The sequence below is a fragment of the Acinetobacter calcoaceticus genome (genome assembly GCF_051947995.1).
Taxonomy (GTDB): domain Bacteria; phylum Pseudomonadota; class Gammaproteobacteria; order Pseudomonadales; family Moraxellaceae; genus Acinetobacter.
In genome coordinates, this window is record NZ_JBLVVH010000007.1 from 13,236 (window position 1) to 34,413 (window position 21,178).

General features: G+C 43.9%; 21 protein-coding genes and 1 tRNA gene (1 of these 22 running past the window's edge). 20 read left to right on the forward strand and 2 right to left on the reverse strand.

Features of this window, described 5'->3' with window-relative positions; all coding sequences use genetic code 11:
- The first annotated feature begins 2 nt into the window (after positions 1-2).
- Genes filD through filF form a run of 3 tightly spaced genes read left to right on the forward strand, consistent with a single transcriptional unit; the run spans position 3 to position 4,966 of the window.
- On the forward strand, positions 3-1,667 hold the full coding sequence (gene filD / locus ACNQO6_RS13555) for a putative pilus system OmpP1/FadL family transporter FilD (protein ID WP_440209408.1): 1,665 nt from the start codon (positions 3-5) through the stop codon (positions 1,665-1,667).
- Positions 1,667-2,932: a putative pilus assembly protein FilE gene (filE, locus tag ACNQO6_RS13560; protein WP_440209304.1), complete on the forward strand. Its 1,266-nt coding sequence runs from the start codon at positions 1,667-1,669 to the stop codon at positions 2,930-2,932. The genes filD and filE overlap by 1 nt, the downstream gene beginning before the upstream one ends.
- A 21-nt stretch (positions 2,933-2,953) precedes the next feature.
- Positions 2,954-4,966: a putative pilus system protein FilF gene (gene filF / locus ACNQO6_RS13565; RefSeq protein WP_440209305.1), complete on the forward strand. Its 2,013-nt coding sequence runs from the start codon at positions 2,954-2,956 to the stop codon at positions 4,964-4,966.
- A gap of 47 nt (positions 4,967-5,013) precedes the next feature.
- Here the strand turns inward: filF and ACNQO6_RS13570 are convergent, their stop codons facing one another.
- A complete protein-coding gene (locus ACNQO6_RS13570; RefSeq protein ID WP_440209306.1) occupies positions 5,014-5,562 on the reverse strand; it encodes an NUDIX hydrolase in 549 nt (182 codons plus the stop codon).
- A 129-nt stretch (positions 5,563-5,691) separates the two neighbouring features.
- Here ACNQO6_RS13570 and ACNQO6_RS13575 point away from each other — a divergent pair, with 129 nt between their 5' ends.
- From ACNQO6_RS13575 to fghA, 7 genes are all read left to right on the forward strand, one after another.
- A complete protein-coding gene (locus tag ACNQO6_RS13575) occupies positions 5,692-6,297 on the forward strand; it encodes a CoA pyrophosphatase (protein ID WP_005228843.1) in 606 nt (201 codons plus the stop codon).
- Positions 6,298-6,322: 25 nt separating this feature from the next.
- Positions 6,323-6,850, forward strand: coding sequence for a gamma carbonic anhydrase family protein (locus ACNQO6_RS13580; protein ID WP_440209409.1), 528 nt, complete (start codon positions 6,323-6,325; stop codon positions 6,848-6,850).
- 151 nt (positions 6,851-7,001) lie between these two features.
- Positions 7,002-7,694, forward strand: a complete 693-nt coding sequence (gene tsaB / locus ACNQO6_RS13585) for a tRNA (adenosine(37)-N6)-threonylcarbamoyltransferase complex dimerization subunit type 1 TsaB (RefSeq protein ID WP_440209307.1) — start codon at positions 7,002-7,004, stop codon at positions 7,692-7,694.
- An 8-nt stretch (positions 7,695-7,702) separates the two neighbouring features.
- The gene (locus ACNQO6_RS13590) at positions 7,703-8,524 is read left to right on the forward strand and encodes an undecaprenyl-diphosphate phosphatase (protein ID WP_440209308.1); all 822 of its coding nucleotides are present in this window, start codon (positions 7,703-7,705) and stop codon (positions 8,522-8,524) included.
- A complete protein-coding gene (locus tag ACNQO6_RS13595) occupies positions 8,524-9,327 on the forward strand; it encodes a class I SAM-dependent methyltransferase (RefSeq protein ID WP_440209309.1) in 804 nt (267 codons plus the stop codon). The genes ACNQO6_RS13590 and ACNQO6_RS13595 overlap by 1 nt, the downstream gene beginning before the upstream one ends.
- Positions 9,328-9,536: 209 nt before the next feature.
- Complete coding sequence (locus ACNQO6_RS13600) at positions 9,537-10,982, forward strand: C13 family peptidase (protein WP_440209310.1); 1,446 nt, start codon at positions 9,537-9,539, stop codon at positions 10,980-10,982.
- Complete coding sequence (fghA, locus tag ACNQO6_RS13605; RefSeq protein ID WP_440209311.1) at positions 10,951-11,796, forward strand: S-formylglutathione hydrolase; 846 nt, start codon at positions 10,951-10,953, stop codon at positions 11,794-11,796. The genes ACNQO6_RS13600 and fghA overlap by 32 nt, the downstream gene beginning before the upstream one ends.
- A gap of 27 nt (positions 11,797-11,823) precedes the next feature.
- On the opposite strand, the gene ACNQO6_RS13610 is transcribed toward fghA, so the two are convergent.
- Positions 11,824-12,099 carry a DUF2218 domain-containing protein gene (locus ACNQO6_RS13610; RefSeq protein WP_343581672.1) on the reverse strand — a complete coding sequence of 92 codons (276 nt, stop codon included), beginning with the start codon at positions 12,097-12,099 and terminating at the stop codon, positions 11,824-11,826.
- 183 nt (positions 12,100-12,282) lie between these two features.
- Between ACNQO6_RS13610 and rpe the strand changes: the two genes are divergently transcribed.
- From rpe to ACNQO6_RS13660, 10 genes are all read left to right on the forward strand, one after another.
- Positions 12,283-12,969 carry a ribulose-phosphate 3-epimerase gene (gene rpe / locus ACNQO6_RS13615; protein ID WP_440209312.1) on the forward strand — a complete coding sequence of 229 codons (687 nt, stop codon included), beginning with the start codon at positions 12,283-12,285 and terminating at the stop codon, positions 12,967-12,969.
- 368 nt (positions 12,970-13,337) lie between these two features.
- The gene (locus ACNQO6_RS13620) at positions 13,338-13,754 is read left to right on the forward strand and encodes a hypothetical protein (RefSeq protein WP_440209313.1); all 417 of its coding nucleotides are present in this window, start codon (positions 13,338-13,340) and stop codon (positions 13,752-13,754) included.
- Between the two features lie 76 nt (positions 13,755-13,830).
- Positions 13,831-15,786 carry a multicopper oxidase domain-containing protein gene (locus ACNQO6_RS13625; RefSeq protein WP_440209314.1) on the forward strand — a complete coding sequence of 652 codons (1,956 nt, stop codon included), beginning with the start codon at positions 13,831-13,833 and terminating at the stop codon, positions 15,784-15,786.
- Positions 15,773-16,678 carry a copper resistance protein B gene (locus tag ACNQO6_RS13630; protein WP_440209315.1) on the forward strand — a complete coding sequence of 302 codons (906 nt, stop codon included), beginning with the start codon at positions 15,773-15,775 and terminating at the stop codon, positions 16,676-16,678. Before ACNQO6_RS13625 ends, ACNQO6_RS13630 begins: the two co-directional genes overlap by 14 nt.
- 82 nt (positions 16,679-16,760) lie before the next feature.
- Positions 16,761-17,252 (forward strand): cobalt transporter, encoded by a 492-nt coding sequence (locus ACNQO6_RS13635; RefSeq protein WP_440209316.1) that lies wholly within the window; start codon positions 16,761-16,763, stop codon positions 17,250-17,252.
- Between the two features lie 160 nt (positions 17,253-17,412).
- Positions 17,413-17,730: a DMT family transporter gene (locus ACNQO6_RS13640; protein ID WP_005228866.1), complete on the forward strand. Its 318-nt coding sequence runs from the start codon at positions 17,413-17,415 to the stop codon at positions 17,728-17,730.
- Positions 17,731-17,748: 18 nt separating this feature from the next.
- Complete coding sequence (locus ACNQO6_RS13645) at positions 17,749-18,237, forward strand: methylated-DNA--[protein]-cysteine S-methyltransferase (RefSeq protein WP_440209317.1); 489 nt, start codon at positions 17,749-17,751, stop codon at positions 18,235-18,237.
- A gap of 349 nt (positions 18,238-18,586) precedes the next feature.
- Complete coding sequence (gene argJ, locus ACNQO6_RS13650; RefSeq protein WP_440209318.1) at positions 18,587-19,807, forward strand: bifunctional glutamate N-acetyltransferase/amino-acid acetyltransferase ArgJ; 1,221 nt, start codon at positions 18,587-18,589, stop codon at positions 19,805-19,807.
- Positions 19,808-19,950: 143 nt separating this feature from the next.
- Positions 19,951-21,015 (forward strand): quinolinate synthase NadA, encoded by a 1,065-nt coding sequence (gene nadA / locus ACNQO6_RS13655; protein ID WP_009512426.1) that lies wholly within the window; start codon positions 19,951-19,953, stop codon positions 21,013-21,015.
- Between the two features lie 140 nt (positions 21,016-21,155).
- Positions 21,156-21,178: transfer RNA gene (locus ACNQO6_RS13660), tRNA-Pro, on the forward strand (it continues 154 nt past the right edge of the window).

Below are 21,178 nucleotides of genomic sequence, written 5' to 3' on the forward strand. Positions count from 1 at the left end.
TGGTGAAACACCTTAAATTATGTCCTTTAACGATAGCCATATTTTTTGCTGGTTTATCTACTGTTGCCAATGCACAGTTAGGACAAGACTTATCTGTAGACTTAAGGTCGCTTGCTTTAGGAAATGCCGTAACGGCAGATCCACCAGGCATTAGTGCAGTGCATTTTAATCCTGCAGCACTTGCGAAATTAGATGGTTTACAAACCGATGTACAGGGGATTCTGGCAAATTTCGCGATTAAACGGGATTATTCAGCACCAGCGGGCTATAACGTGTTTGGTTACTCTGATGATCCATTGGTTTGTAATGATGGCCCTGAAATTGATTCCAATATCTGTACCGACTTTAAAGGTACAGTGCATGGGGACGTCGAATATGCCAGTATTTATGTTCCAATTCTCAAGAAAATTGTTGATTTAGGACCAAATTCGCCTTTAGTTGCGCCTACCGCAGGGATTTCCTATAAGCCGCCTGGCTCGAAAGTAACCTATGCAACGGCAGTATATGCTCCTTTAGTTGCTGGTTTTGGCGCGGAAGATGGCAACCCGAGTAACTATATGGGGCAACAAGTTGCCTTAGAGCGTATTACCTATTTATCGCCGTCTTTTGGTTATCAGGTGAATGATCATTTATCACTTGGTGCTTCATTCGGTATGTCCTATCAGGCGATTGCCCTGAAAACTGATTTACGTTTCCCGAATGAAATGATCGGCGTATTACGTATGGTCGATGAGGTTGTTTGTCGGCCATTTAAAGACAACGGCGATATTATTACAGATTTATTGTTATTCGGGATTTGTAATGCCAAAGAAGGGATGAACCCGTTTAATAAAATGGGGGCCATGGATGTTTCCTTGGAACAGTCCTTAAGTCCAAGCTATAACTTAGGCCTACTTTGGGAGCCAACTGATGACTTTAGCTTTGGTATGGTATATCAAAGTGAAGCCAAAATGCGCTTAAAAGGCAAATATTTAATTAATAATGCTGTTGCTCCTCAACAATTGGTTGCAGGATTAAACTCATCTGCAACAGGGCAGATTCTTGCTGCGATTCTGGGCTTGCCTGGTTATGTTCCAAATGTGGAGTCTGGATTAGTTGCGATGGATTTCAAATACCCTCAGCACTTTAAAGCAGGGATCAAATATAAAATATTCCCAGACTTGCAAATGAATTTTGACGTCGGCTGGACAGACTTCTCTGCTTGGGACAAATTTAGATTTGAGTTTGACCGGCAAATCTCCTTACTTAAAGTGGCTAAGCTATTATCCAATGATGTGACAGACCGCTCTTTGGCTTTACCATTACGCTTCCAGTCCTCTTGGCGCTGGGGGATCGGTTTTGAATATTCTGCGACAGATCGTTTGAAATTACGAATGGGATATGAGCCTCGTACAAGTTCTATTCCTGATGACAAACGAAATACCATGGTACCGATTAACAATGCGCAGTTATTTGGTTTAGGGATTGGTTATCGTTTTGATCAGGATACTGATCTGGATTTGTCCTTAGGTTTCTTACGCAGCCGGGATGATATTCCAGCTAATACCAGTAGTTTATCGAATCAGACCGGGGTGGGTAATATCTTATTAAACCCGTATGCAGGCCTAAATGTAAAAACAAATACCAAAGTCACCTTACTTGGCATTAACTATAGAACAAAATGGTAATGTATAAAATGATTAAACAGCCTTTGCTCGTGACCTTGTTCGTTGTTTTGTCAAGCGGGGGAGCTGTGTATGCAGAAGAGGGTTTCTATACAATCATTGGTCCAGATGGTCGGCCAATGATTATTCCTCAGAAAAAACAATCTCAGCCTGTAAAAACGATGCCAGTTCAGCAAAAGCAAGAAAAGGCTACACAGGTTGAGAAAGTAGAAACAGTGGTGGTGAAGAAAGAGCAGCAAGATAAAGAGGTTGTTTCTTCCCAGCCAGCTGCTGCAATGGTAATGCCTAAAGAGCCTTCAATACAAAAACAAAATACCGATGCAAGTGTTTCCCATCCTCCTGTCATTGCACCTGCATCAGCTAAACAAGTGAAAAAAATAGTTGAGGTTAAAAAAGAGCAACCACAGCCACCTGTGGCAGAAACAGCACTACCAACAGTGACGTCATCACAAAAATTTCATCCCGTTCATATTGAGCCTACTATTTCGGCTAAACCATCTTTAACATCAGAAAAACCGAATAAGAAAGAAGTCGTGGTATCAAGTCAACAATCTAGTGATGCTGTGAATGTTGAGAACTCTACATCAGCACCGCTTTCTAAAATTGATGGCGTAGAATACGTAAATAATGAATATCTAGAAGATCAAGAATTTAATCTCGACGGCAAAAAACGTTTTTATACCATGCCTGATGGAACTGGACGTATGGAAACAATTGAGCGTAAAAAGGGTGTAAACCAGTCGATGCTCAATAGATTGCTGAATCGAAATCCTAAGCCTGAAGCACCAATTGTTTTATCGAGTACTTATATTCGTTTATCTGCTGAGGACTTGGCAGCAACTTTTGAAAATGATCGTTGTTTCTTAAAGGATTATAAGAAATCAATTAAGACTTTAACGCCTAAAAAAGAAGTTGGTGTCTGGCCGAGGAAGCCCTTAAAAGAAAAATTTGAATATGAGGTGGTCAAGCTGGATCATTCCGTAGAATATATGCAAATTGCATCTTATGCCTCAAGTAATGAAAAGCCTGTTTATTATTGGCCATTGGTGGTCTTCCTGGATGAAAAAGGCTGTGCACAGGAGGCGGTAAGTGGATTTAAAAATAACGTGGTGAACACCACACTGCTGCAACATTCTGCGATTCAGGGGGTGATAAAAATTCCACCCAAAGCTGAATATCTGATGATGACACCACTTGCTTCAGCAATTGATGTACCTGAAAGCGAATTATCAAATCAAGGTCAGATAAGGATCTCTGCTTTAAAGTAAGCATTAACAGGATTGAAATGTATGAATAAGAAAATATTATTACCTTTTGCAGTATCTACGCTTGCACTGATGTTACATGGTTGTGGTGGTGAAAGTGCTAAAATTAATGAAGACCCAACCAAAGGTGTTGAAGGTGTAACTTCAAATACCAGTTGTAATGTAAAAGAAGATACTTGTTTACAGTTTGTGCTGGATTATCCGATCGCAGGGCTTAATTTCGATTGTAGCTCAGATAAATTCAATCATTTTTCAACAAAAATGGAAGGCAATCTTGCTACGGGTGCCTGTAAGTTGGGGGATACTGTTACTTTCTATCTTCAAGGTGAGACCAGTGCACGTAAAATTAATCTAGGTTCAGTGCAACTAGATAAGATCACCAAACTCAAAACAGCCGCTTATTCCCGAATTCGTATTCTTGATTTAGCAATGGGCCTCACTGGGAAAACGCCAGCAAGTGTAAGTGCAGAGGATGAAACAATACGTGTGGCAATGGCTTTGGTTAAAATTCTCCAGAGTCAGGGTGTAGTGGACAAGCGTAATGTGATTGGTGATATTCAGCAGATTGAATTCACAAAGGAAAAGAAAAATAAGCTTGCAGAAATATCTCAGGATGTTGGTGTAAATGAACTCAGTAGTGGGGCATATGCAGAAATTCTGAAACCTTGGCTTGATGTGAGTGAAATTACTGATGAACAGGCCTTAACTCTCGTGACTCAATTACTCAATTTAAGTCAGGTCGGCGTATGGTATGCGGAGTTACCTCTATTTAAGGCTGGAAGTAATGGTGCTGTCATCGAAACGCCAAATGAAGGAAGTGGCGTATTCCCAGATGGTCTGTTTGGATGTAACAGAGACCTTTATGCAAACTGTCTGAATGCTACAGATGGAAAAGGTGCAACCTTACGCCACTCTATGGGACGTTTTGAGTTATTGACAGATCGTCAAGGTTATATCCTCGGTTATGGTCAACAATGGCGAGGCAACCCGATTATCACCAATAATGTCGTTGCTCCACCTCTTGCATTAATTGGAAGTGCGAAACCAGAGAAAATGCAAGTTCAGCCACAAAAAAACTGGTTTAATTTGATTAATCAAGAGATTAACCCTGGGCAACCTTTACGTTTCATGTTGAATAATAATTCTGCTGAGGATTTATTAATTACACAAGGCAAGTTGATCAATGGAACGAATATTGCCAGTACTGAAGCGGTTTATCGCCAACTCACTAAAGCTAAAAGTACGGATCCCTTCAATAATGCAAAAGATTTAGGTTTATGGCAGCAGAATATTGATGGCATCACATATAAAGGGGTAACGGATGTCTTTAAATTCAACTCGGCAAGTTATTTACCAAAAGATGTCTTTACTACGGAAGCCAATGTCCAGTCTAAACAACGTTATGCATTTCCTCTCTATGCAACTCTGACGTTTAGATTTCAAGATGCCAGTATTGCCCCGGTTGATTTGGGAATTTTGATTGATGAACATGGTGATATCCGGACTGATATCAAAAAAGATGCAACCGCAACAGATATGTCGGGTAATTGTGCTCAAGCTGAACCACAGGCGGATGGGACATATTTAGATGAGTTTGGTGTAACACAATATCGAATCGGTACAACGGGCGGCGCAAACTCCTCAACAAATGATAAGTCAGTAACCGTACGTATGATTTTCTCAAATCCGAAATTTGGTGTACTTGAGGGAATTTTACTTGGTTTAAACTTTACATCCCTGAATAGCAAACAGAATATTAGTGGCGCAAAAATCAACGTGTATAATTTGCTAAATGGCGAAGCAAATGGAATTAACTTGACTAATTTCTCTGATAAGACTGTTTCATGGTTGAATATGCATGGGGTTTATCTAACTTCTTATATCACTATATATGACCATAAAGACACGGATAAGAGTAAATTGATTGCACCAACAGATGCAGAACGTGCCATTGCTAAGCGTTATACAGGTACCGCGAGTATTAAGGTTGCAGACCAGAAAATTCCAGCCTGTAATTCCATCAAGATAAAATCTTAACTGACACTCCCAAATAAAAAAGACCGCATTTTTGCGGTCTTTTTTATTTATCCGGTATGGTCCAGGCGTGTGCCGAGTGTTTCTAAATGAGGAGGGAATTGTCCAATTTTACGATCAGCAAAATAATGCCTTAAGGTCTGTTCCACGCTTGGAAATGCCAGTTCTTTCCAAGGAATTTCATGTTCTTCAAATAAGCGGCATTCGATACTTTCTTCACCTGCCCCAAACTGTCCTTGTTTTAAGAGGGCCTTAAAAAGCACATAAATTTGCCCGATACGCGGGATATTGTACATGCAATACAGTTGTTCGATTTCAACTTCGGCTTCAGCTTCTTCTCGGGTTTCGCGTGCAGCGCCCTGTTCCATGGTTTCAAATAATTCCATGTAGCCTGCAGGTAAAGTCCAGAGGCCATAGCGTGGTTCGATAGCCCGGCGGCACAGTAAAACTTTATCTTCCCACAGGGCTAATGCACCGCAAATGACTTTGGGATTTTCGTAATGAATGTTGCCACAATGTGTACAGACCAATCGTGATTTATGATCACCCAGTGGAATTTTTGCTTCAGTTTGATGTCCACACGCAACGCAAAAGCTCATAATTATCATCAGCCGTAGAGATAACTCAGCATAACCGAATTTTGATGACTTCGCATCATGATCTATGATTGCAGCTAAAAATTCGGCTATGATGCTGATTAAGGAAAATGAGAACAAGAGATAATTGAGATGGAAGAACCATCGTTAATCGCGCTTTTACAACAACGGTTACGTTTTTCCAAACGAATCCAGCAGGCGGATGCTGCTGTATTGATTGCGATTACCCAGGAAAGTCAGCCTAAAGTCTTGCTCACCCGTCGTTCGATGCAGTTGTCGCAACATGCAGGGGAGGTTTCCTTTCCAGGCGGGAAACGTGATCCAAGTGATACCAGTAATATTGTGGTGGCGCTCCGTGAAGCACAAGAAGAAACCGCACTGAATCCCTTTGATGTAAAGCTCTTGGGGGACTTGCCGATTCAGCGGGCGCGTAGTGGCCTATCTGTTAAACCGATTGTCGGGCTGATTCCAGCACAGGTTGAACTGATTGCTCAGCCGACTGAGATTGACCGGATTTTCTTTGTTCCGCTGCAAGAACTGATTGATGCTCCCCCTTTACCTTATGAAGTGCGTTTAGCTCGACAATCTTTATATTTCCCGAGCATGCAGGTAGACAGTGAGGTCGTATGGGGGCTGACTGCCCGGATGCTGGTGTCATTATTTCAGTATGGATTAGGCTATCAAAAAAGCTGGCCTTTCTTGGTGAATCCACCTCACTTTGGTATTGCAAAGTTCTAATTTTTTTTAAGAGTTTTTAATCATGATGTATACCTATCAGGGATTGAGTCCGAAAGCTTTACATGAACCTTGGGATGGCTGGGTTGCGCCAACCGCAACGGTTATTGGCCAGGCAGAACTCGGTCGACAGGTCAGTATCTGGTTTGGCGCCGTGGTACGTGCCGATAATTGTGTGATACGGATTGGTGATTTTTCGAATATTCAGGAAAATGCGGTTTTACATACTGATACTGGCATCGAGTTGCATATCGGCGAGTATGTGACGGTCGGGCATAAGGTGATGTTGCATGGTTGTCGCATTGGTGATAATTCACTGATCGGGATGAATGCAGTGATTTTGAATAATGCCGTGATTGGCAAGAACTGTATTATTGGCGCCAATGCACTGATTCCCGAAGGGAAGGTTATTCCAGATAACTCTGTGGTGATGGGCTCACCAGGAAAGGTGGTGAAAACACTGGATGAACAGGGCGCTGCACGCTTGCGTTTAAGTGCCTTGCATTATGCAGGACATTACAAAAACTTTTTAAATCTGGAAGCTTTTACTTTTTAAGCCTATTTAAAAATGAAGTCCTCATGTAGCCAAGTTTATGCTTGGCTTTTTATTGAGATAAATGAGATAAAAAAGCCAATAACTCGCCTATCGCGTTTGAGTGGAGTATGATACTCGACGTTTTTTATCTGTTTCGGGCTAAGGTTTTTGCATGAAGTTGCTGGCATTGGAATCTGCAAATGAGCAGTGTTCTGTTTCATTAATTGATGATACTCAAGAACTCTATTTTCAGTTGGATGACCGACCGAAAGCACAAACGCAAACCATTTTGCCTTTGACCGAACAAGCACTCTTACAAACACAGACGCAACTTGCTGATTTGTCCGCAATTGCATTTAGTCGTGGTCCGGGTTCATTTAGCGGGGTACGTATTAATGCGGCTGTTGCACAGGCTTTGGCATGGTCACAGGATTTACCCGTCATTCCTGTTTCCAGTTTACAAGCCTTAGCGCAAGCGGCTTATCGTGTTACAGGTTTAGCACAAGTCACTGCCGTTCTGGATGCGCGTATGCAGGAAGTGTATATCGCGAACTTCCGTCTGGATGAGCAGGGCATAATGCAGGCGCTGGATGAAGAAAAATTAATGCATTACGAGCAAGCAACTGGGTATTGCAAATTTACGCCGATTGGCTCGGGTTCAGAATTAATTAAGCCAACAGGAATAGACTCCGCTGAGGCTTCCATTCAAAACACGGCACAGATCAAGGCAACGGCACAGGACATTGCGACCATTGCCCGTGTATATGCGGCACAGCAAAAATGGGTTGATGCTGAGCAGGCGTTGCCCGTGTATTTACGTGATGATGCGTGGAAAAAAATTCCAGAACAAGGTAAGGCGAATTAAGGTTAATTATGGATCTTTTATTGCTATTTAAAGCAGCAATTATGGGCTTGGTTGAGGGGATTACTGAGTTCCTGCCCATTTCAAGCACAGGACATCTCATTTTATCAGGTCAGCTTCTTGATTTCTGGACTATTGAAAAGCGCGATATGTTTGCTGTCGCCGTGCAGATTGGTGCAATTGCTGCGGTGATTTATGAATATTGGGGCAAATTGTGGGGCGCGCTAATTGGCGCACTCACAGGACAGGAACAGGGTCGCCGTCTGAGTCTGAACCTGATCATTGCCTCTATTCCGATTGTGATTATTGGCCTGACTTTTGGTGATGTGGTTAAAGCCTATTTATTTAATGCGATTACCGTTGCGATTGCCTTGATTGTCGGTGGTTTTATCATTTTATGGGCGGAACGTCGTCCCCATCAGATCGTCACCAAAGAAGTGGATGATCTGAGTTTTAAGCAAGCCACTTTAATTGGTCTGATCCAGTGTCTGGCCTTGATTCCTGGAACGTCGCGTTCAGGTTCAACCATTATTGGTTCATTATTCTTGGGGGTATCTCGTAAAGCCGCAGCCGAATTCTCATTCTTCTTGGGCATCCCTGTATTGATGGGTGCAGGCTTGCTGGATATGTACAAGATGCGCCATGACTTGCATGGCAATGACATGATGGTGTTAGCCGTCGGTATTATCGTTGCTTTCATTTCTGCCTTGGTGGTGATCCGTGCCTTGATCCGTTATGTGTCCAAGCATGACTTCACCGCTTTTGCCTATTACCGTATCGTATTTGGTTTATTTATCCTGGCGACGTGGTGGACAGGTTGGGTGCACTGGTAATGCAGATGCAGTGTTGCTATCAAGCGGAATATGAACAGGCATTTCAGCAACTGAAAAGCCGTTTGGCTGAATTGAAGGTTCAGTTGAACGGTCAAGTCGTTGAAAAGATCAATGCCCGTTTTTTACGTTTGAATCCAGAGATGGCTTTGGTTATCGATAGCGATGGGCTTAGTCTGGCTGCCAACGGCATGAAAATGCAACCGGACTGGCGTGCCGAGATTCCCCGTTTAAAAAGAGCCAGTTTAAAATCAGAAATGATTGCCAGAGCCTGCCAACTGGGAGAAAAGCCAAGCTTGATCGATGCAACCGCAGGTTTGGGGCATGACAGTTTATTGATGGCCTATTTAGGTGCTGAAGTCCGGCTGGTGGAGCGCCATCCCATCCTGTTTGTATTACTGGAATATACCAAAGCCCAGGCCGAGCAAGATCCGTTTTTACAGTCGTTCATGTCGCGCATTCAACTGATCTATGCCGATTCCAACAGCTATTTGCAACAACTGCTCCAGCAAGGTGAGCAGGTCGATGTGGTGTATCTGGATCCGATGTTTCCGCAACGGGATCAGAACCAGCAAGCGGCAAAGAAACAGGCTCAGGTCAAGAAGCAAATGCAGTTGTTACATCTGTTGTTGCCTGAAGATGGGGAAATGGATCTTGGGGACCAACTCTTACATCTGGCCTGCCAGATTGCCAAACGGGTGATTGTGAAACGGCCAAGACATGCGGTTTATCTGGCAGATCAAAGCCCTGATCACCAATGGTTAGGTGACGCTTGCCGTTTTGATGCATATTTCCCAAAAGGTTAATTTAAAATCAGATTCAAATGATTGTTTGGCTTGCGTCAATGCTCGGTAAAGTTTTGTGATATAGTGCAAAAGCATGATTGCTAAAAAATTCTTGTCGAGCTTACACTACAGTCACGCATTGCGTTTTTTAGGAAAAGTACTGCACATTCAATCATTAGAATGGCATATTTTCAGTTTAGGCTTGAAAAGAGAAACTCCCGAAGAATTTTATGATAGACCTCAAACCGTCCATTAATCTCTGGCATGATTTTAAAAGTAACCAAATTGCTGGAATGTGGTTGTTCCTCGGGTCTCGCCGTTCCTTACAGGTCGTTCATCCATCCATTACCCAGCTGATTATCTGGGGTATCCTCGGTGGCTGTACCAACTCGCTGTATAGCTGGCTGGTGGCCGGACAAATGGGAGAGTTTAATTCCCAAGGCTTGATCGGCTATGCACTGTGGCCTTTTATTGCTCTTATTGTCGGTATTTTTCTTTCCCAGCGGATGAATCAGCCACGTTTGATGCTGGTGCCTGCCTTATTGTGGCTGGTGCTTGATACCAATATTCTGCTGTTACAATGCATTATCCAGTATCTGGGTTCAAACGGTTATCTGAATTTTATTCCTGACAGTATCTATAACGGTTTCTTGCCACCGCTGTTTGTTGGGCTATTTGTCTGGCAAAGTCTGGCCGTGATCTGGGTGTTTTCACGTGCCCTCAACTGGCCGTGGTGGGAACGTGCACTGGTCTTTGTGGCAACCATTGCAACCATGGTGGTATGGCAGCTTTCCGTGAAGGATCAGCCGATCTGGAAAGTGGAACAGACCCCGCCAAGTTTTGCCGAAGATGCCTTTTATGCGCAAAGCCATTTGCTGGATAAGGCACTGGATCAGATCCAGTATGGGGATATTGCCCAAAGCCACTGGTATTTTATGGGTGTGGCGGGTGATAGTTATGTGGATGTATTCAAGTCTGAAATTGAACGCATCAGAGAACAGTTCGACACCCGCTTTGGCACATTTGGGCGTTCCATCATGCTGATTAATAATCCAGCTACGCGTTTAGAAGTGCCAATCGCGTCGAAAACCAGTATGGAACTGGCATTACGCCGTATTGGCCAGCAAATGAATCGTGATAGTGATGTCTTGTTTTTGTATATGACATCGCATGGTGAGCGGAATCATTTTGAAATTGAAAATGCGCCTCTTGATCTGGATCAGGTCGATCCAAAATGGTTAAGAGAAACACTGGATAAATCTGGGATTCGCTGGCGTGTGATTGTGATCTCAGCCTGTTATTCGGGCAGTTTTATTCCGGCTTTACAATCACCAGACACTTTAATTATTACGGCTTCTGCGGCAGATAAAACTTCTTTTGGCTGTAATAATGAAGCAGACTATACTTATTTCGGTCGGGCTTTTTTTGATCTGGCAATGCGTGAACAATATTCCATGAAAAAAGCGTTTGAGCAGGCTAAGCAGACCGTGACCAAGTGGGAAGTGGCACAAGGTGTTGAACCCTCTGAACCGCAATGGTCGATCGGTCGTAATATGGAATTGATGCTGCCACAGCTTGAACCGTATCTGTTCCCGACACAAAATATTGCATCTACAGACATTACAAAAACACAGGATGATGAACATGCAGCTACTGCAAAAAAACCGTTGTTTTGAGGGTGAGCAACGGATTTATCAACTTGAGTCTCAACACCTTAAAGGCAGCACCAAAGTGGGTGTCTATTTGCCACCTGCGGCATTGGAAGGCAAAGCATGTTCAGCCCTGTTTTATCTTGCAGGCTTGACCTGTACTGAAGACACCTTTGCGATTAAAGCCCATGCACAACGCATGGCGGCTCGACTCAGCCTGATTTTAATTACACCTGATACTTCTCCACGTGGGGATGATGTTGCACAAGGTGATCATTGGGATATTGGGCAAGGGGCTGGCTTTTATATTAATGCGACTCAGCAACCTTGGGCTGAGCATTATCAAATGGAGTCTTATCTGGTTGATGAGCTTTATGCATATGTTTTACAAGAATTCCCGGTGGCTGAAAATCAGGTCGGAATTTTTGGTCATTCCATGGGCGGACATGGTGCATTGACCTTAGCCTTTAAATATCCGGATCAATTTAAATCGGTGTCAGCTTTTGCGCCAATCTGCGCACCCAGCATTTGCCCGTGGGGCGAAAAGGCATTTGGCCAATATTTGGGATCGAATCAGCAGCAATGGGCGGCCCATGATGCCACCGCGCTGGTACAGCAAAAAGGTGGGTTATTTGAAGAAATCCTGATTGATCAGGGACTGGATGATCAGTTCTTTGCTCAGTTGAACCCCGAGAAATTCAAACAGGCCTGTCTTGAGGCGAAGCAACCGCTCACTTTGCGTCTACACAAAGGCTATGATCATAGCTATTACTTTATTCAAAGTTTTATTGATGATCATCTCCAGTTCCACGCCATTCAGCTTGAAAAAGTAGCGGGATAAAAAAAGAAGCTCATGTTGAGCTTCTTGTTAATTGTGCTGCCATTCAGCCACAAATTCCTGTTGCGCCATACGGTTTAAGTGATTGATCACCACCTGTTCGAGATGTGCGACATCCTCTTGCTGGTTTTCGATCAGTACCGCCAAATACTGTTCATGCGGTGTGAGGGTAACGGTTGCAGTAGGCATAAAGATTTTTGTCTCTGTTTCCGTTTCTGCAACTTCAAACTTATGTTTCCAGTGATTAAGCAAACGTTTACTGATGCGTTTTCCTTCAGTCGTCGTGATATTGGTGCTGCTATTCATGTTGCTTTTCTTCCTCTTATTTCATTGACTAACATAACAAAGCATAAAGCAGATAAAAATAGTTGAGATGCAACGCGTTGTTGCAAGTTTGCAATGCTTGAATAATGACTTTGTAACAGCCCTAAGTGGACTGAATTTGTTATAATCGCCTTATCATTTTCCTCAGAGTTTGCCAGGTCATCCATGTCCAAGCCTTATTTGATTGCTCCTTCGATTTTATCTGCTGATTTTGCGCGTTTAGGTGATGAGGTAGAAAAAGTTCTAGCTGCAGGTGCAGACGTTGTACATTTTGATGTGATGGATAACCACTATGTACCCAACCTGACGTTTGGTGCAGGTGTGTGTAAAGCACTGAAAAACTACGGGATTAAAGCACCCATTGATGTGCATCTGATGGTTTCGCCTGTGGATCGCATGATTGGTGATTTTATTGAAGCGGGTGCAGAAATTATTACCTTCCATCCGGAAGCAACCGATCACATTGACCGTTCTTTGCAACTGATCAAGGCGGGTGGTGCAAAAGCGGGCTTAGTCTTTAACCCGGCGACACCCTTACATTACCTTGATTATGTGCTGGACAAAGTCGACCAGATTTTATTGATGAGCGTAAACCCTGGCTTTGGCGGACAGAAATTCATCCCGATGACTTTGGATAAATTACGTCAGGCGCGTCAGATTATTGATGCCAGTGGTCGTGATATCCGTCTGGAAGTCGATGGCGGTGTGGGTCCTGCCAATATCCGTGAGATTGCCGAGGCGGGTGCGGATATGTTCGTTGCGGGTTCAGCAATTTTTGGTCAGCCTGACTATAAAGCCGTGATTGACCAAATGCGTGCAGAGCTGGCTCAAGTCGGTGCAACAGAAGTTTAGTGTTTTCATCCTATTTTTCACCTAGACTTGTGGATAACTTTGTTTATAACTGGGTGGATAACCGTGTTGATAACCAAGTGGATAAGGTGTTGTTAAAATAAACAAAATGATTTCAGTTGTTTATATTGGCAGCAAAATAATGGAAAAAGGACAAGTTTTTGTCCTTTTTTTATGCGCTAACTTATTTATTTTGCACTATTTTTGCGCAGTGAGTGAAATTAGTTAGAGTGACCAATAAAACAGCAAAAGCATAATGATTTTGAATGGTATGATAAGAATTTAAACAGTGAGGTCATTGTGCATAAAGCACAAAGAAATTATGCTAGGCATATTCAATCACCTGAATTGATGGAAACAAGGAACCTGAAGTGCAATTTCGCAAGCAATACAGACATCTGTGGTTTGTATTCCTGATGATTTTTTTCATCGGGGGCAGCAGTGCGGCCGTTGCAGCAGTTCAAGAGCTTCATTCTCATCATTCATCTACGGTTTCAAGCTTATCCTGTCATGATCAGCAAATGATGCAACATCATCCTGCGCAAAGCTCACAAGCAGATCGCATGAGTCCCGGTCAATGTCATGATGGGCAAATGCAGGATCATCTGCATTGTCAGGATTGTAATAGTACCTCGCATTGTCAAAGCATCAATTTCGCTTTAGATCAAAATACGCCAAGCCTTTCTGCTTCGCCATTTTTAGAGCTGAGTACGCATATCCATGCGGATTATCAGGCGCGGCATCTTGCTGGCTATTGGCAAGAGATTTTACGCCCTCCTAGAACCTGATCTGTCTTTGCAGGCTCTTTCTCTTTGTGAAAAAGGGAAGTGAGCATTTTTAAAGTTAACAGATTAGGAAATCATCATGTCCTCAAAAATATATGCTGGTGTTGTCGCTAGCCTAAGCTTATTGTTCGCACCTTATAGTGTGGCAGCAATTAAAGAATATCATCTCAATATTAATCAGGGCACTGTCAATGTGACAGGTAAATCCGTACAACGTATTACCGTGAATGGGAAATTTATTGCGCCGCTGCTTGAATTTGAGGAGGGGGATGAAGCTGTCATTCATGTTCATAACCAGCTCAAAGATCAAGATACCTCTTTACACTGGCATGGTCTGCTTTTACCCGGACTCATGGATGGTGTGCCAGGCTTTAATGGTTTCAAAGGTATTAAGCCGAATGGCAGTTTTGAGTACCGTTTTAAGGTTCGCCAAAACGGAACCTACTGGTATCACGCACACAGCAAGGGGCAGGAACAGGATGGTTTATATGGTCCTTTGGTGATTTATCCCAAAGGAAAACAGCCTGTCGCGGCCCATGAACAAGCGGAGCGTGATTATGTGGTGATGTTGTCTGATTTCCATGACACCGAAAGTGACAAGATCATGGCAAATCTGAAGAAATCAGCCGAGTATTATCAGAACCAGCGTGAAACAGTTGGCGATGTTTGGAAACAGTTCAAGCAACAAGGGTTGAAAGCAACTTGGCAAGATCGCTCGATGTGGAACCAGATGCGCATGCTGAAAACGGATTTGTCCGATGTCACGGGTTATACCTTTTTGGTGAATGGGCAGACGCCACAGCAAAACTGGACAGGTGCTTTTAAGACGGGTGAAAAGGTACGTTTGCGTTTTATCAATGCATCGGCGATGTCATTTTTTGATGTACGTATTCCTAACCTGAAGATGACCGTGGTCAGTGCTGATGGACAGCCAGTAAAACCTGTTCCTGTAGATGAGTTCCGTATTGGTACCGCAGAAACTTATGATGTACTGGTCGAGCCAAAACAGACACATTATCAAATTGAAGCAGAGTCGATCGATCGTTCTGGTTTTGCCATCGGCTCATTGCAGAATGAAATGCTGACCCGTCCGACCAGTGTTCAGATTCCAAAAGCACGTCCACGTGCCCTATTAACCATGGAAGACATGGGCATGGATCATGGCTCGCATGGTCAAATGAAAATGGGCGAAATGGACCATAGTCAGCACCAGATGCCACAGCAACAGGTGAACGCTGCAACATCCTCACAACCTGCCATGGATCATAGTGCACATGCTGAAATGAATATGAGCAAAATGGATCATAGCCAGCATCAGACTGCTCAGGACAAACAGACTGATGCCTCTAAACAACATGCCAGTATGGATAATGGTTCACAAGAAAATATGAACTTGTCTCAAATGGATCATAGTGCTCATGCACAGATGAACATGAAAGAGATGGAGCATGGTCAGCATCAAATGGCAGACTCTTCTGCACAAGAAGGCAGGGATACGGTGCAGGGCTGGGCCAATGCGGCAACACCTGCAGGTCAGAAAGCCTTAACCTACGCCGATCTACAATCTTTGCAACCTCAGCCAGAACAATATCGCCGTCCAGCAGAGCGAGAAGTGGTGATTCGTTTGGGCGGAACCATGGAGCGTTATATCTGGACCATTGATGGCAAGAAATTTAGTGATCCTGACTTTAAGCCTTTAACTGTGCGTTATGGTGAGCGTATCCGCCTGAAATTCGTCAATGACAGCATGATGGCGCATCCGATGCATTTACATGGCATGTTTATGCAACTGGAAAATGGGCAGGCACCGCAAGATATGCCGAATAAACATACCGTGATTGTGCCGCCTGGCAAGACAGTAACAGCTTTGTTGACTGCGGATGAATTAGGGGAGTGGGCAATCCATTGTCACCTGTTATATCACATGAGTGCAGGCATGATGAGCAAGCTGATTGTTGCCAATGTGGACGATTCAAAAACGCCAGTTCAAGCCCCTGTTCAATCATCTCAAGGAGCGAGCCATGCACATCACTAAGCAAGTTTGCAAAATCAAGCGATATACACAATTGTTGGCAATCGGTGGCATGGTTTCTTCGTTAAGTGCATTTGCCTATGCGCATGAAGGACATGACCAGATGATGCAAATGGAGATGCCCGCACAGCAGCATATGCCAGTGGCTGCTGCATCTCCAATGGATCATTCACAATATCAACGCCAGATAACAGTTCAGCAACGACCTGAAACAGAACCTGGGCAGCACGACCATAGCCGTGAACATGGCGGGCAAATCTATCAATCGACTCAGTTGGATACTGCATGGTTGCTGGATGAAGATGGCACGGGTACGGTTAAATCTAAGTTAAAAACCTGGGTAGGCAGCGATGAAAATAAACTGTTTATCAATGCCGATTATGCTAAAGCCGAGTCTGAAAAATCGGAGCAACGTATTGCGGCCTTGTATAGCCGTAATATTTCAGATTTTTGGGATGTTCAAGCTGGCGTAAATTACCGTTATAACGCTGAGCATCAAGTCGATAAGGAACGGTTTGAAGGTGTTGTGGGTGTGCACGGCATGGCGCAATATTTCTTTGAAACCGATGCCCATCTGTATGCGGGACAGGATCAGCAATGGCGCTTTGTGTTGGAAACAGAACGTGATTTCTTGCTCACACAAAAGTTGATTATGCAGCCTTATCTGGAAATAGAATGGGTGCTACGAGATCAATCCAAATATGCAGCCAAAACCGGGCTTGCCGATGCGGAACTCGGGATTAAAACCCGCTATGAAATTGTGAAGAACCGTGTCATGCCTTTTATTGATGTGGCTTATGGCTATAACAAAGGGCGCAAGGCGACTGACTGGCAAGAAGCTACGGATTCTAAAACAGGTTGGGTTTATGGTGCAGGGCTTACGCTAAAGTTTTGATATTTTGTTTAAAATGTCATTTTTTCGGGATACTGTTGGTTTATACTAGCAGTATCTTTTTTGAGTCATTCATGGTGCATAAATGGCTTTAGAACAACAACACAAATCCATAATAGACAAAAACACGGCCTCTACTCAGTTAGGCGAAAAGCCTCAGCGCGTCTCTAATTCTCAGCTTGAACTGATTCCACTTGATGGCAGCATGTATGTCAGCTTTTATCATATTCCCTATATGAGCAGTGCTGTAGAACAACAACGGGTAAGACAGGCGCTTATTCCTTTTTCGGAACTGCTGATTGAACACTGTATTGATGTGGATGCCCGTCATCTGGCGCTTTATCATCAAGACCCGATTGAGACTGTCACTGCGGCTTTACAACGCTTAAATCTGGGGGCTGAGTTACAGCAAACCATGCCGCATTATGAGCCTTTAGAGCTTGCAACTGCCAAGAAAAAGACAGCTACTGGTCAATTGAACCCATCAGAAAACAATCTGTTAAACCAGCTGCACCAGTTCTTGTCCAAGCTTCTTGTACGTTTCACACAATGGTTAAAAGCCTTACGCAAGAAATAGCATCAGTCACTGGTCATTACTCAAACTTTCAACCGAGTTGAAACATAACAAATCACATCATGGTTTATTTTACAGTACACTGCTGAGCTTAGGAGGACGACCTCCCTCGAAAGAATCACGTTGGGACGACCCAACCCTTGATAAAGTTGAGCGTAATAAAATGGCGTGGGCAATTTTAATTTTGGCAGGTATTTTTGAAGTCATCTGGGCATACTCAATGAAGTTGTCTGAAGGATTTACCAAATTAACGCCAAGTATCGTGACCATCGTTTTCATGGTTTTAAGTGTAGTGTTGCTATCGATGTCAATGCGTACCCTTCCGCTGGGAACGGCATATACCATCTGGACCGGGATTGGTGCAATTGGATCTTTTATTGTCGGGATCATGGTGTTAAATGAACCGATGACCGCGATGCGAATGATTGCAGCAGTCTTGATCGTATCGGGTTTGATGTTGATGAAACTGTCATCAAATTAATCGTTTAAGGAGAACATGATGCAACTGGTTTATATGTATATGGATTCGCCTGTAGGCGCATTAAAACTGGTTGCACATGATCAGGCACTGGTTGCGGTGATGTGGGATAACGAAGACCATAAACGGGTTCGTTTAGCCGAGCTGATTGAAGATCGCCAGCATCCGATGTTGCATAAAGTGAAACAACAATTAGAAGAGTATTTTACAGGGCAGCGTCAGCAATTTGATTTGCCTCTGGATTTTCAGGGAACGGCTTTTCAGCAACAGGTCTGGCAAGCATTATTGAGTATTCCTTATGGGGAAACGCGCAGTTATAAAGAGATTGCAGTACAGATAGGGAATGAGAAAGCGGTACGTGCGGTGGGCGCTGCCAATGGCAAGAATCCAATTTCGATTATTGCGCCGTGTCATCGGGTGATTGGTTCGAGTGGGGCGTTGGTGGGTTTTGCGGGTGGTCTGGATAAGAAGCAGATTTTACTCAGTTTAGAGCAAAGCCAAATTCCATAATCCGTAGTGTTAATACTCGATTTTCATTTCTTTTTGGAATAAGCTACTTAACAGATATGAATCCACATATTTTATGACTTGAACCGTAACTCGGTTATTGGCGAGGCGGTGTCTTGCCTAGTGTGATCCAATATTAGGAATAACCTTCGGTTCGAGTTACTTTGGTTTCGCCCAAAGTAACCAAAGGCATTGTCATCTACAAAACCTGTTCACTTGTTACATTTGTTTTATCTATCGCAGAAACGGGATATTACAAATACCACGCAGGTTGTAGATGACCTTTCCGAGTCTCATATATAGGGTATGTATTCATTTTCTTTTTCATAACAAATTGAATGGAAGTTTAAAAATGGCTGTTGGTGACGTAACTATGCCACTTATGCATGTGGTGCAGGGTGTAAAAATTGGCTCAACTGAGGCGTATGTACGTTATCCAAATCGACGAGATTTAGTCATTTTTGAATTTGCTGAAGGAACAAAGGTCGCCGGGGTGTTTACCCAGAGTGCTTTTGCGGCTGCGCCTGTGCAATTGAGTAAAAAGCATTTAACAGAAAATACCCCACGTTACCTGATTATCAATACGGGTAATGCCAATGCTGCAACAGGAACAGTCGGTTATCAAAATGCAGAAGCGACTTGTGCCAAACTAGCTGAGTTAACCAGTGTACAGACGAACCAGATTTTACCGTTTTCAACCGGTGTGATTGGTGAACAGCTCCCGATTGAGCGTTTACTACAAGGTATTCAGCCTGCATTAAATGAGTTAAATGCAGATCGTTGGGCAGAAGCGGCATCAGGCATCATGACCACAGATACCACGCCGAAAGGCGCATCCGAACAGTTCGAACTGGATGGTGTGACTTATACTATGACTGGCATCAGCAAAGGTGCAGGTATGATCCGTCCGAATATGGCGACCATGCTCAGCTTCGTTGCAACCGATGCGCCGATTAGCCAAGAACTGGTACAACGCTTATTACAAACCACGGTTGAGCATTCCTTTAACCGCATTACCATTGATGGTGATACGTCGACCAATGATTCTTGTATTTTCGTGGCAACCGGTTTGGCAGGTGGTGCTGAAATCCAGAACCAAGACGATGCACGTTATCAACACGTGCTCGATGTGCTTGCCCGTATTATGGATCGTTTGGCGCAATTAATCGTACGTGATGGTGAAGGCGCAACCAAGTTCATCACGGTTCAGGTTGAGGGTGGCGCAAATACGCAAGAATGTTGTGATGTGGCATATAGCGTTGCCGAGTCTCCACTCATTAAAACCGCATTATTTGCGTCAGATCCAAACTGGGGCCGTATTGTGATGGCGATTGGTAAGGCGGGCGTACCAAATCTCGACAGTAGCAAGGTTCAAGTCTGGTTGGGTGACGTGCAAATTTGCCTGGATGGTGGTGCAAACCCGGACTATACCGAAGCAGCAGGTGCTGCGGTGATGGCTGAAAAAGAAATTACCATCCGGATTGATCTCGGTCGTGGTACGGCAAAAGATACGGTTTATACCTGTGACTTTTCTTACGACTATGTGAAAATTAATGCCGATTATCGCTCATAAATTTGCGTTATAATGAAGCCTCCACAGTGGGGCTTTTTTTATAAGCTGGTTTGTGGACAGTGTGATTCTCAACAAATGATCACCCCGACACCCACGTTATAGCTTTGCAATGATGCAAGCACGCAGGATAGAGAAGACGTTTTATGAATGATGCGAATTTAATTGCGAACGAAGCCAAAAATATTGTGCAGGCGCATTTAGATCGTTTGGGCGAGCCAAAGGACAATAGCCTCAGCCCAGAAGTGAAACAAGAAAAGTTCGCTCAAATCGCAGCAGAGCTTAAAAAACGTAATGCTGTGCTTGTGGCGCACTATTACTGTGATCCGGAAGTGCAAGAGCTGGCAGAACTGACGGGCGGTTGTGTTTCTGATTCATTGGAAATGGCGCGTTTTGGTCGCGATCATCCTGCAACGACGCTGGTGGTAGCGGGTGTAAAGTTTATGGGGGAAACTTCCAAAATCTTGTCACCTGAAAAAACGGTATTGATGCCGACACTAGAAGCAACCTGCTCACTTGATCTGGGGTGTCCTGTGGATGAGTTCGCGGCATTCTGTGATCAGCATCCTGATCATACCGTGGTGGTGTATGCCAATACTTCAGCAGCAGTGAAAGCACGTGCTGACTGGGTGGTGACTTCAAGTTGTGCGGTTGAGATCATTGAGCATCTGGACAGTTTGGGTGAAAAAATTATTTGGGCACCAGATCAGCATTTAGGCCGCTATATCCAGAAGAAAACCGGCGCTGACATGTTGTTGTGGGATGGTGCCTGTATCGTGCATGAAGAATTCCGTGCCCGCGGCATTGCGCAAATGAAAGCGCTTTATCCCGAGGCAGCGGTATTGGTACATCCAGAGTCACCTGAATCGGTGGTCGATATTGCGGATGCCGTAGGCAGTACCTCGCAACTGATTAAGGCTGCCCAGACTTTACCGCATCAGCAAATGATTGTGGCAACCGATCGGGGTATTTTCTATAAAATGCAGCAAGCGGTGCCTGATAAAGAACTATTTGAAGCGCCAACCGCAGGAGAGGGAGCAACTTGCCGTTCATGTGCGCATTGTCCGTGGATGGCAATGAACGAGCTTGATGGAATTTTGCATGTCTTGCAGCATGCCGATCAAGAAATACACGTTGATCCGGCCTTGGCGGAACGCGCTAAATTGCCTTTAGATCGAATGTTGAACTTTAGTGCCTCATTAAAGCGTTAAAAAGCACCAATGTGCTTGTTAAATATACATTTGATAAGGATTTTTAATATTTTTGAAAAATAGGTGTTGACGTTCTAGGGCGTCGCGCCTAGAATGCACACCGTACCGCACGATGTGCGATACACTAAAAGCTGAGAAATCGGAGCATAGCACAGCCTGGTAG

Coding starts and splice junctions, on each gene's coding strand:
- ACNQO6_RS13635 (WP_440209316.1), top strand. CDS start 16,761: ATGGCTTTAGAACAACAACACAAATCCATAATAGACAAAAACACGGCC.
- tsaB (WP_440209307.1), top strand. CDS start 7,002: ATGAAGTTGCTGGCATTGGAATCTGCAAATGAGCAGTGTTCTGTTTCA.
- ACNQO6_RS13575 (WP_005228843.1), top strand. CDS start 5,692: ATGGAAGAACCATCGTTAATCGCGCTTTTACAACAACGGTTACGTTTT.
- ACNQO6_RS13610 (WP_343581672.1), bottom strand. CDS start 12,099: ATGAATAGCAGCACCAATATCACGACGACTGAAGGAAAACGCATCAGT.
- ACNQO6_RS13630 (WP_440209315.1), top strand. CDS start 15,773: ATGCACATCACTAAGCAAGTTTGCAAAATCAAGCGATATACACAATTG.
- ACNQO6_RS13590 (WP_440209308.1), top strand. CDS start 7,703: ATGGATCTTTTATTGCTATTTAAAGCAGCAATTATGGGCTTGGTTGAG.
- ACNQO6_RS13570 (WP_440209306.1), bottom strand. CDS start 5,562: ATGAGCTTTTGCGTTGCGTGTGGACATCAAACTGAAGCAAAAATTCCA.
- ACNQO6_RS13600 (WP_440209310.1), top strand. CDS start 9,537: ATGATAGACCTCAAACCGTCCATTAATCTCTGGCATGATTTTAAAAGT.
- fghA (WP_440209311.1), top strand. CDS start 10,951: ATGCAGCTACTGCAAAAAAACCGTTGTTTTGAGGGTGAGCAACGGATT.
- argJ (WP_440209318.1), top strand. CDS start 18,587: ATGGCTGTTGGTGACGTAACTATGCCACTTATGCATGTGGTGCAGGGT.
- nadA (WP_009512426.1), top strand. CDS start 19,951: ATGAATGATGCGAATTTAATTGCGAACGAAGCCAAAAATATTGTGCAG.
- ACNQO6_RS13640 (WP_005228866.1), top strand. CDS start 17,413: ATGGCGTGGGCAATTTTAATTTTGGCAGGTATTTTTGAAGTCATCTGG.
- ACNQO6_RS13645 (WP_440209317.1), top strand. CDS start 17,749: ATGCAACTGGTTTATATGTATATGGATTCGCCTGTAGGCGCATTAAAA.
- ACNQO6_RS13595 (WP_440209309.1), top strand. CDS start 8,524: ATGCAGATGCAGTGTTGCTATCAAGCGGAATATGAACAGGCATTTCAG.
- ACNQO6_RS13625 (WP_440209314.1), top strand. CDS start 13,831: ATGTCCTCAAAAATATATGCTGGTGTTGTCGCTAGCCTAAGCTTATTG.
- ACNQO6_RS13580 (WP_440209409.1), top strand. CDS start 6,323: ATGTATACCTATCAGGGATTGAGTCCGAAAGCTTTACATGAACCTTGG.
- filE (WP_440209304.1), top strand. CDS start 1,667: ATGTATAAAATGATTAAACAGCCTTTGCTCGTGACCTTGTTCGTTGTT.
- rpe (WP_440209312.1), top strand. CDS start 12,283: ATGTCCAAGCCTTATTTGATTGCTCCTTCGATTTTATCTGCTGATTTT.
- filF (WP_440209305.1), top strand. CDS start 2,954: ATGAATAAGAAAATATTATTACCTTTTGCAGTATCTACGCTTGCACTG.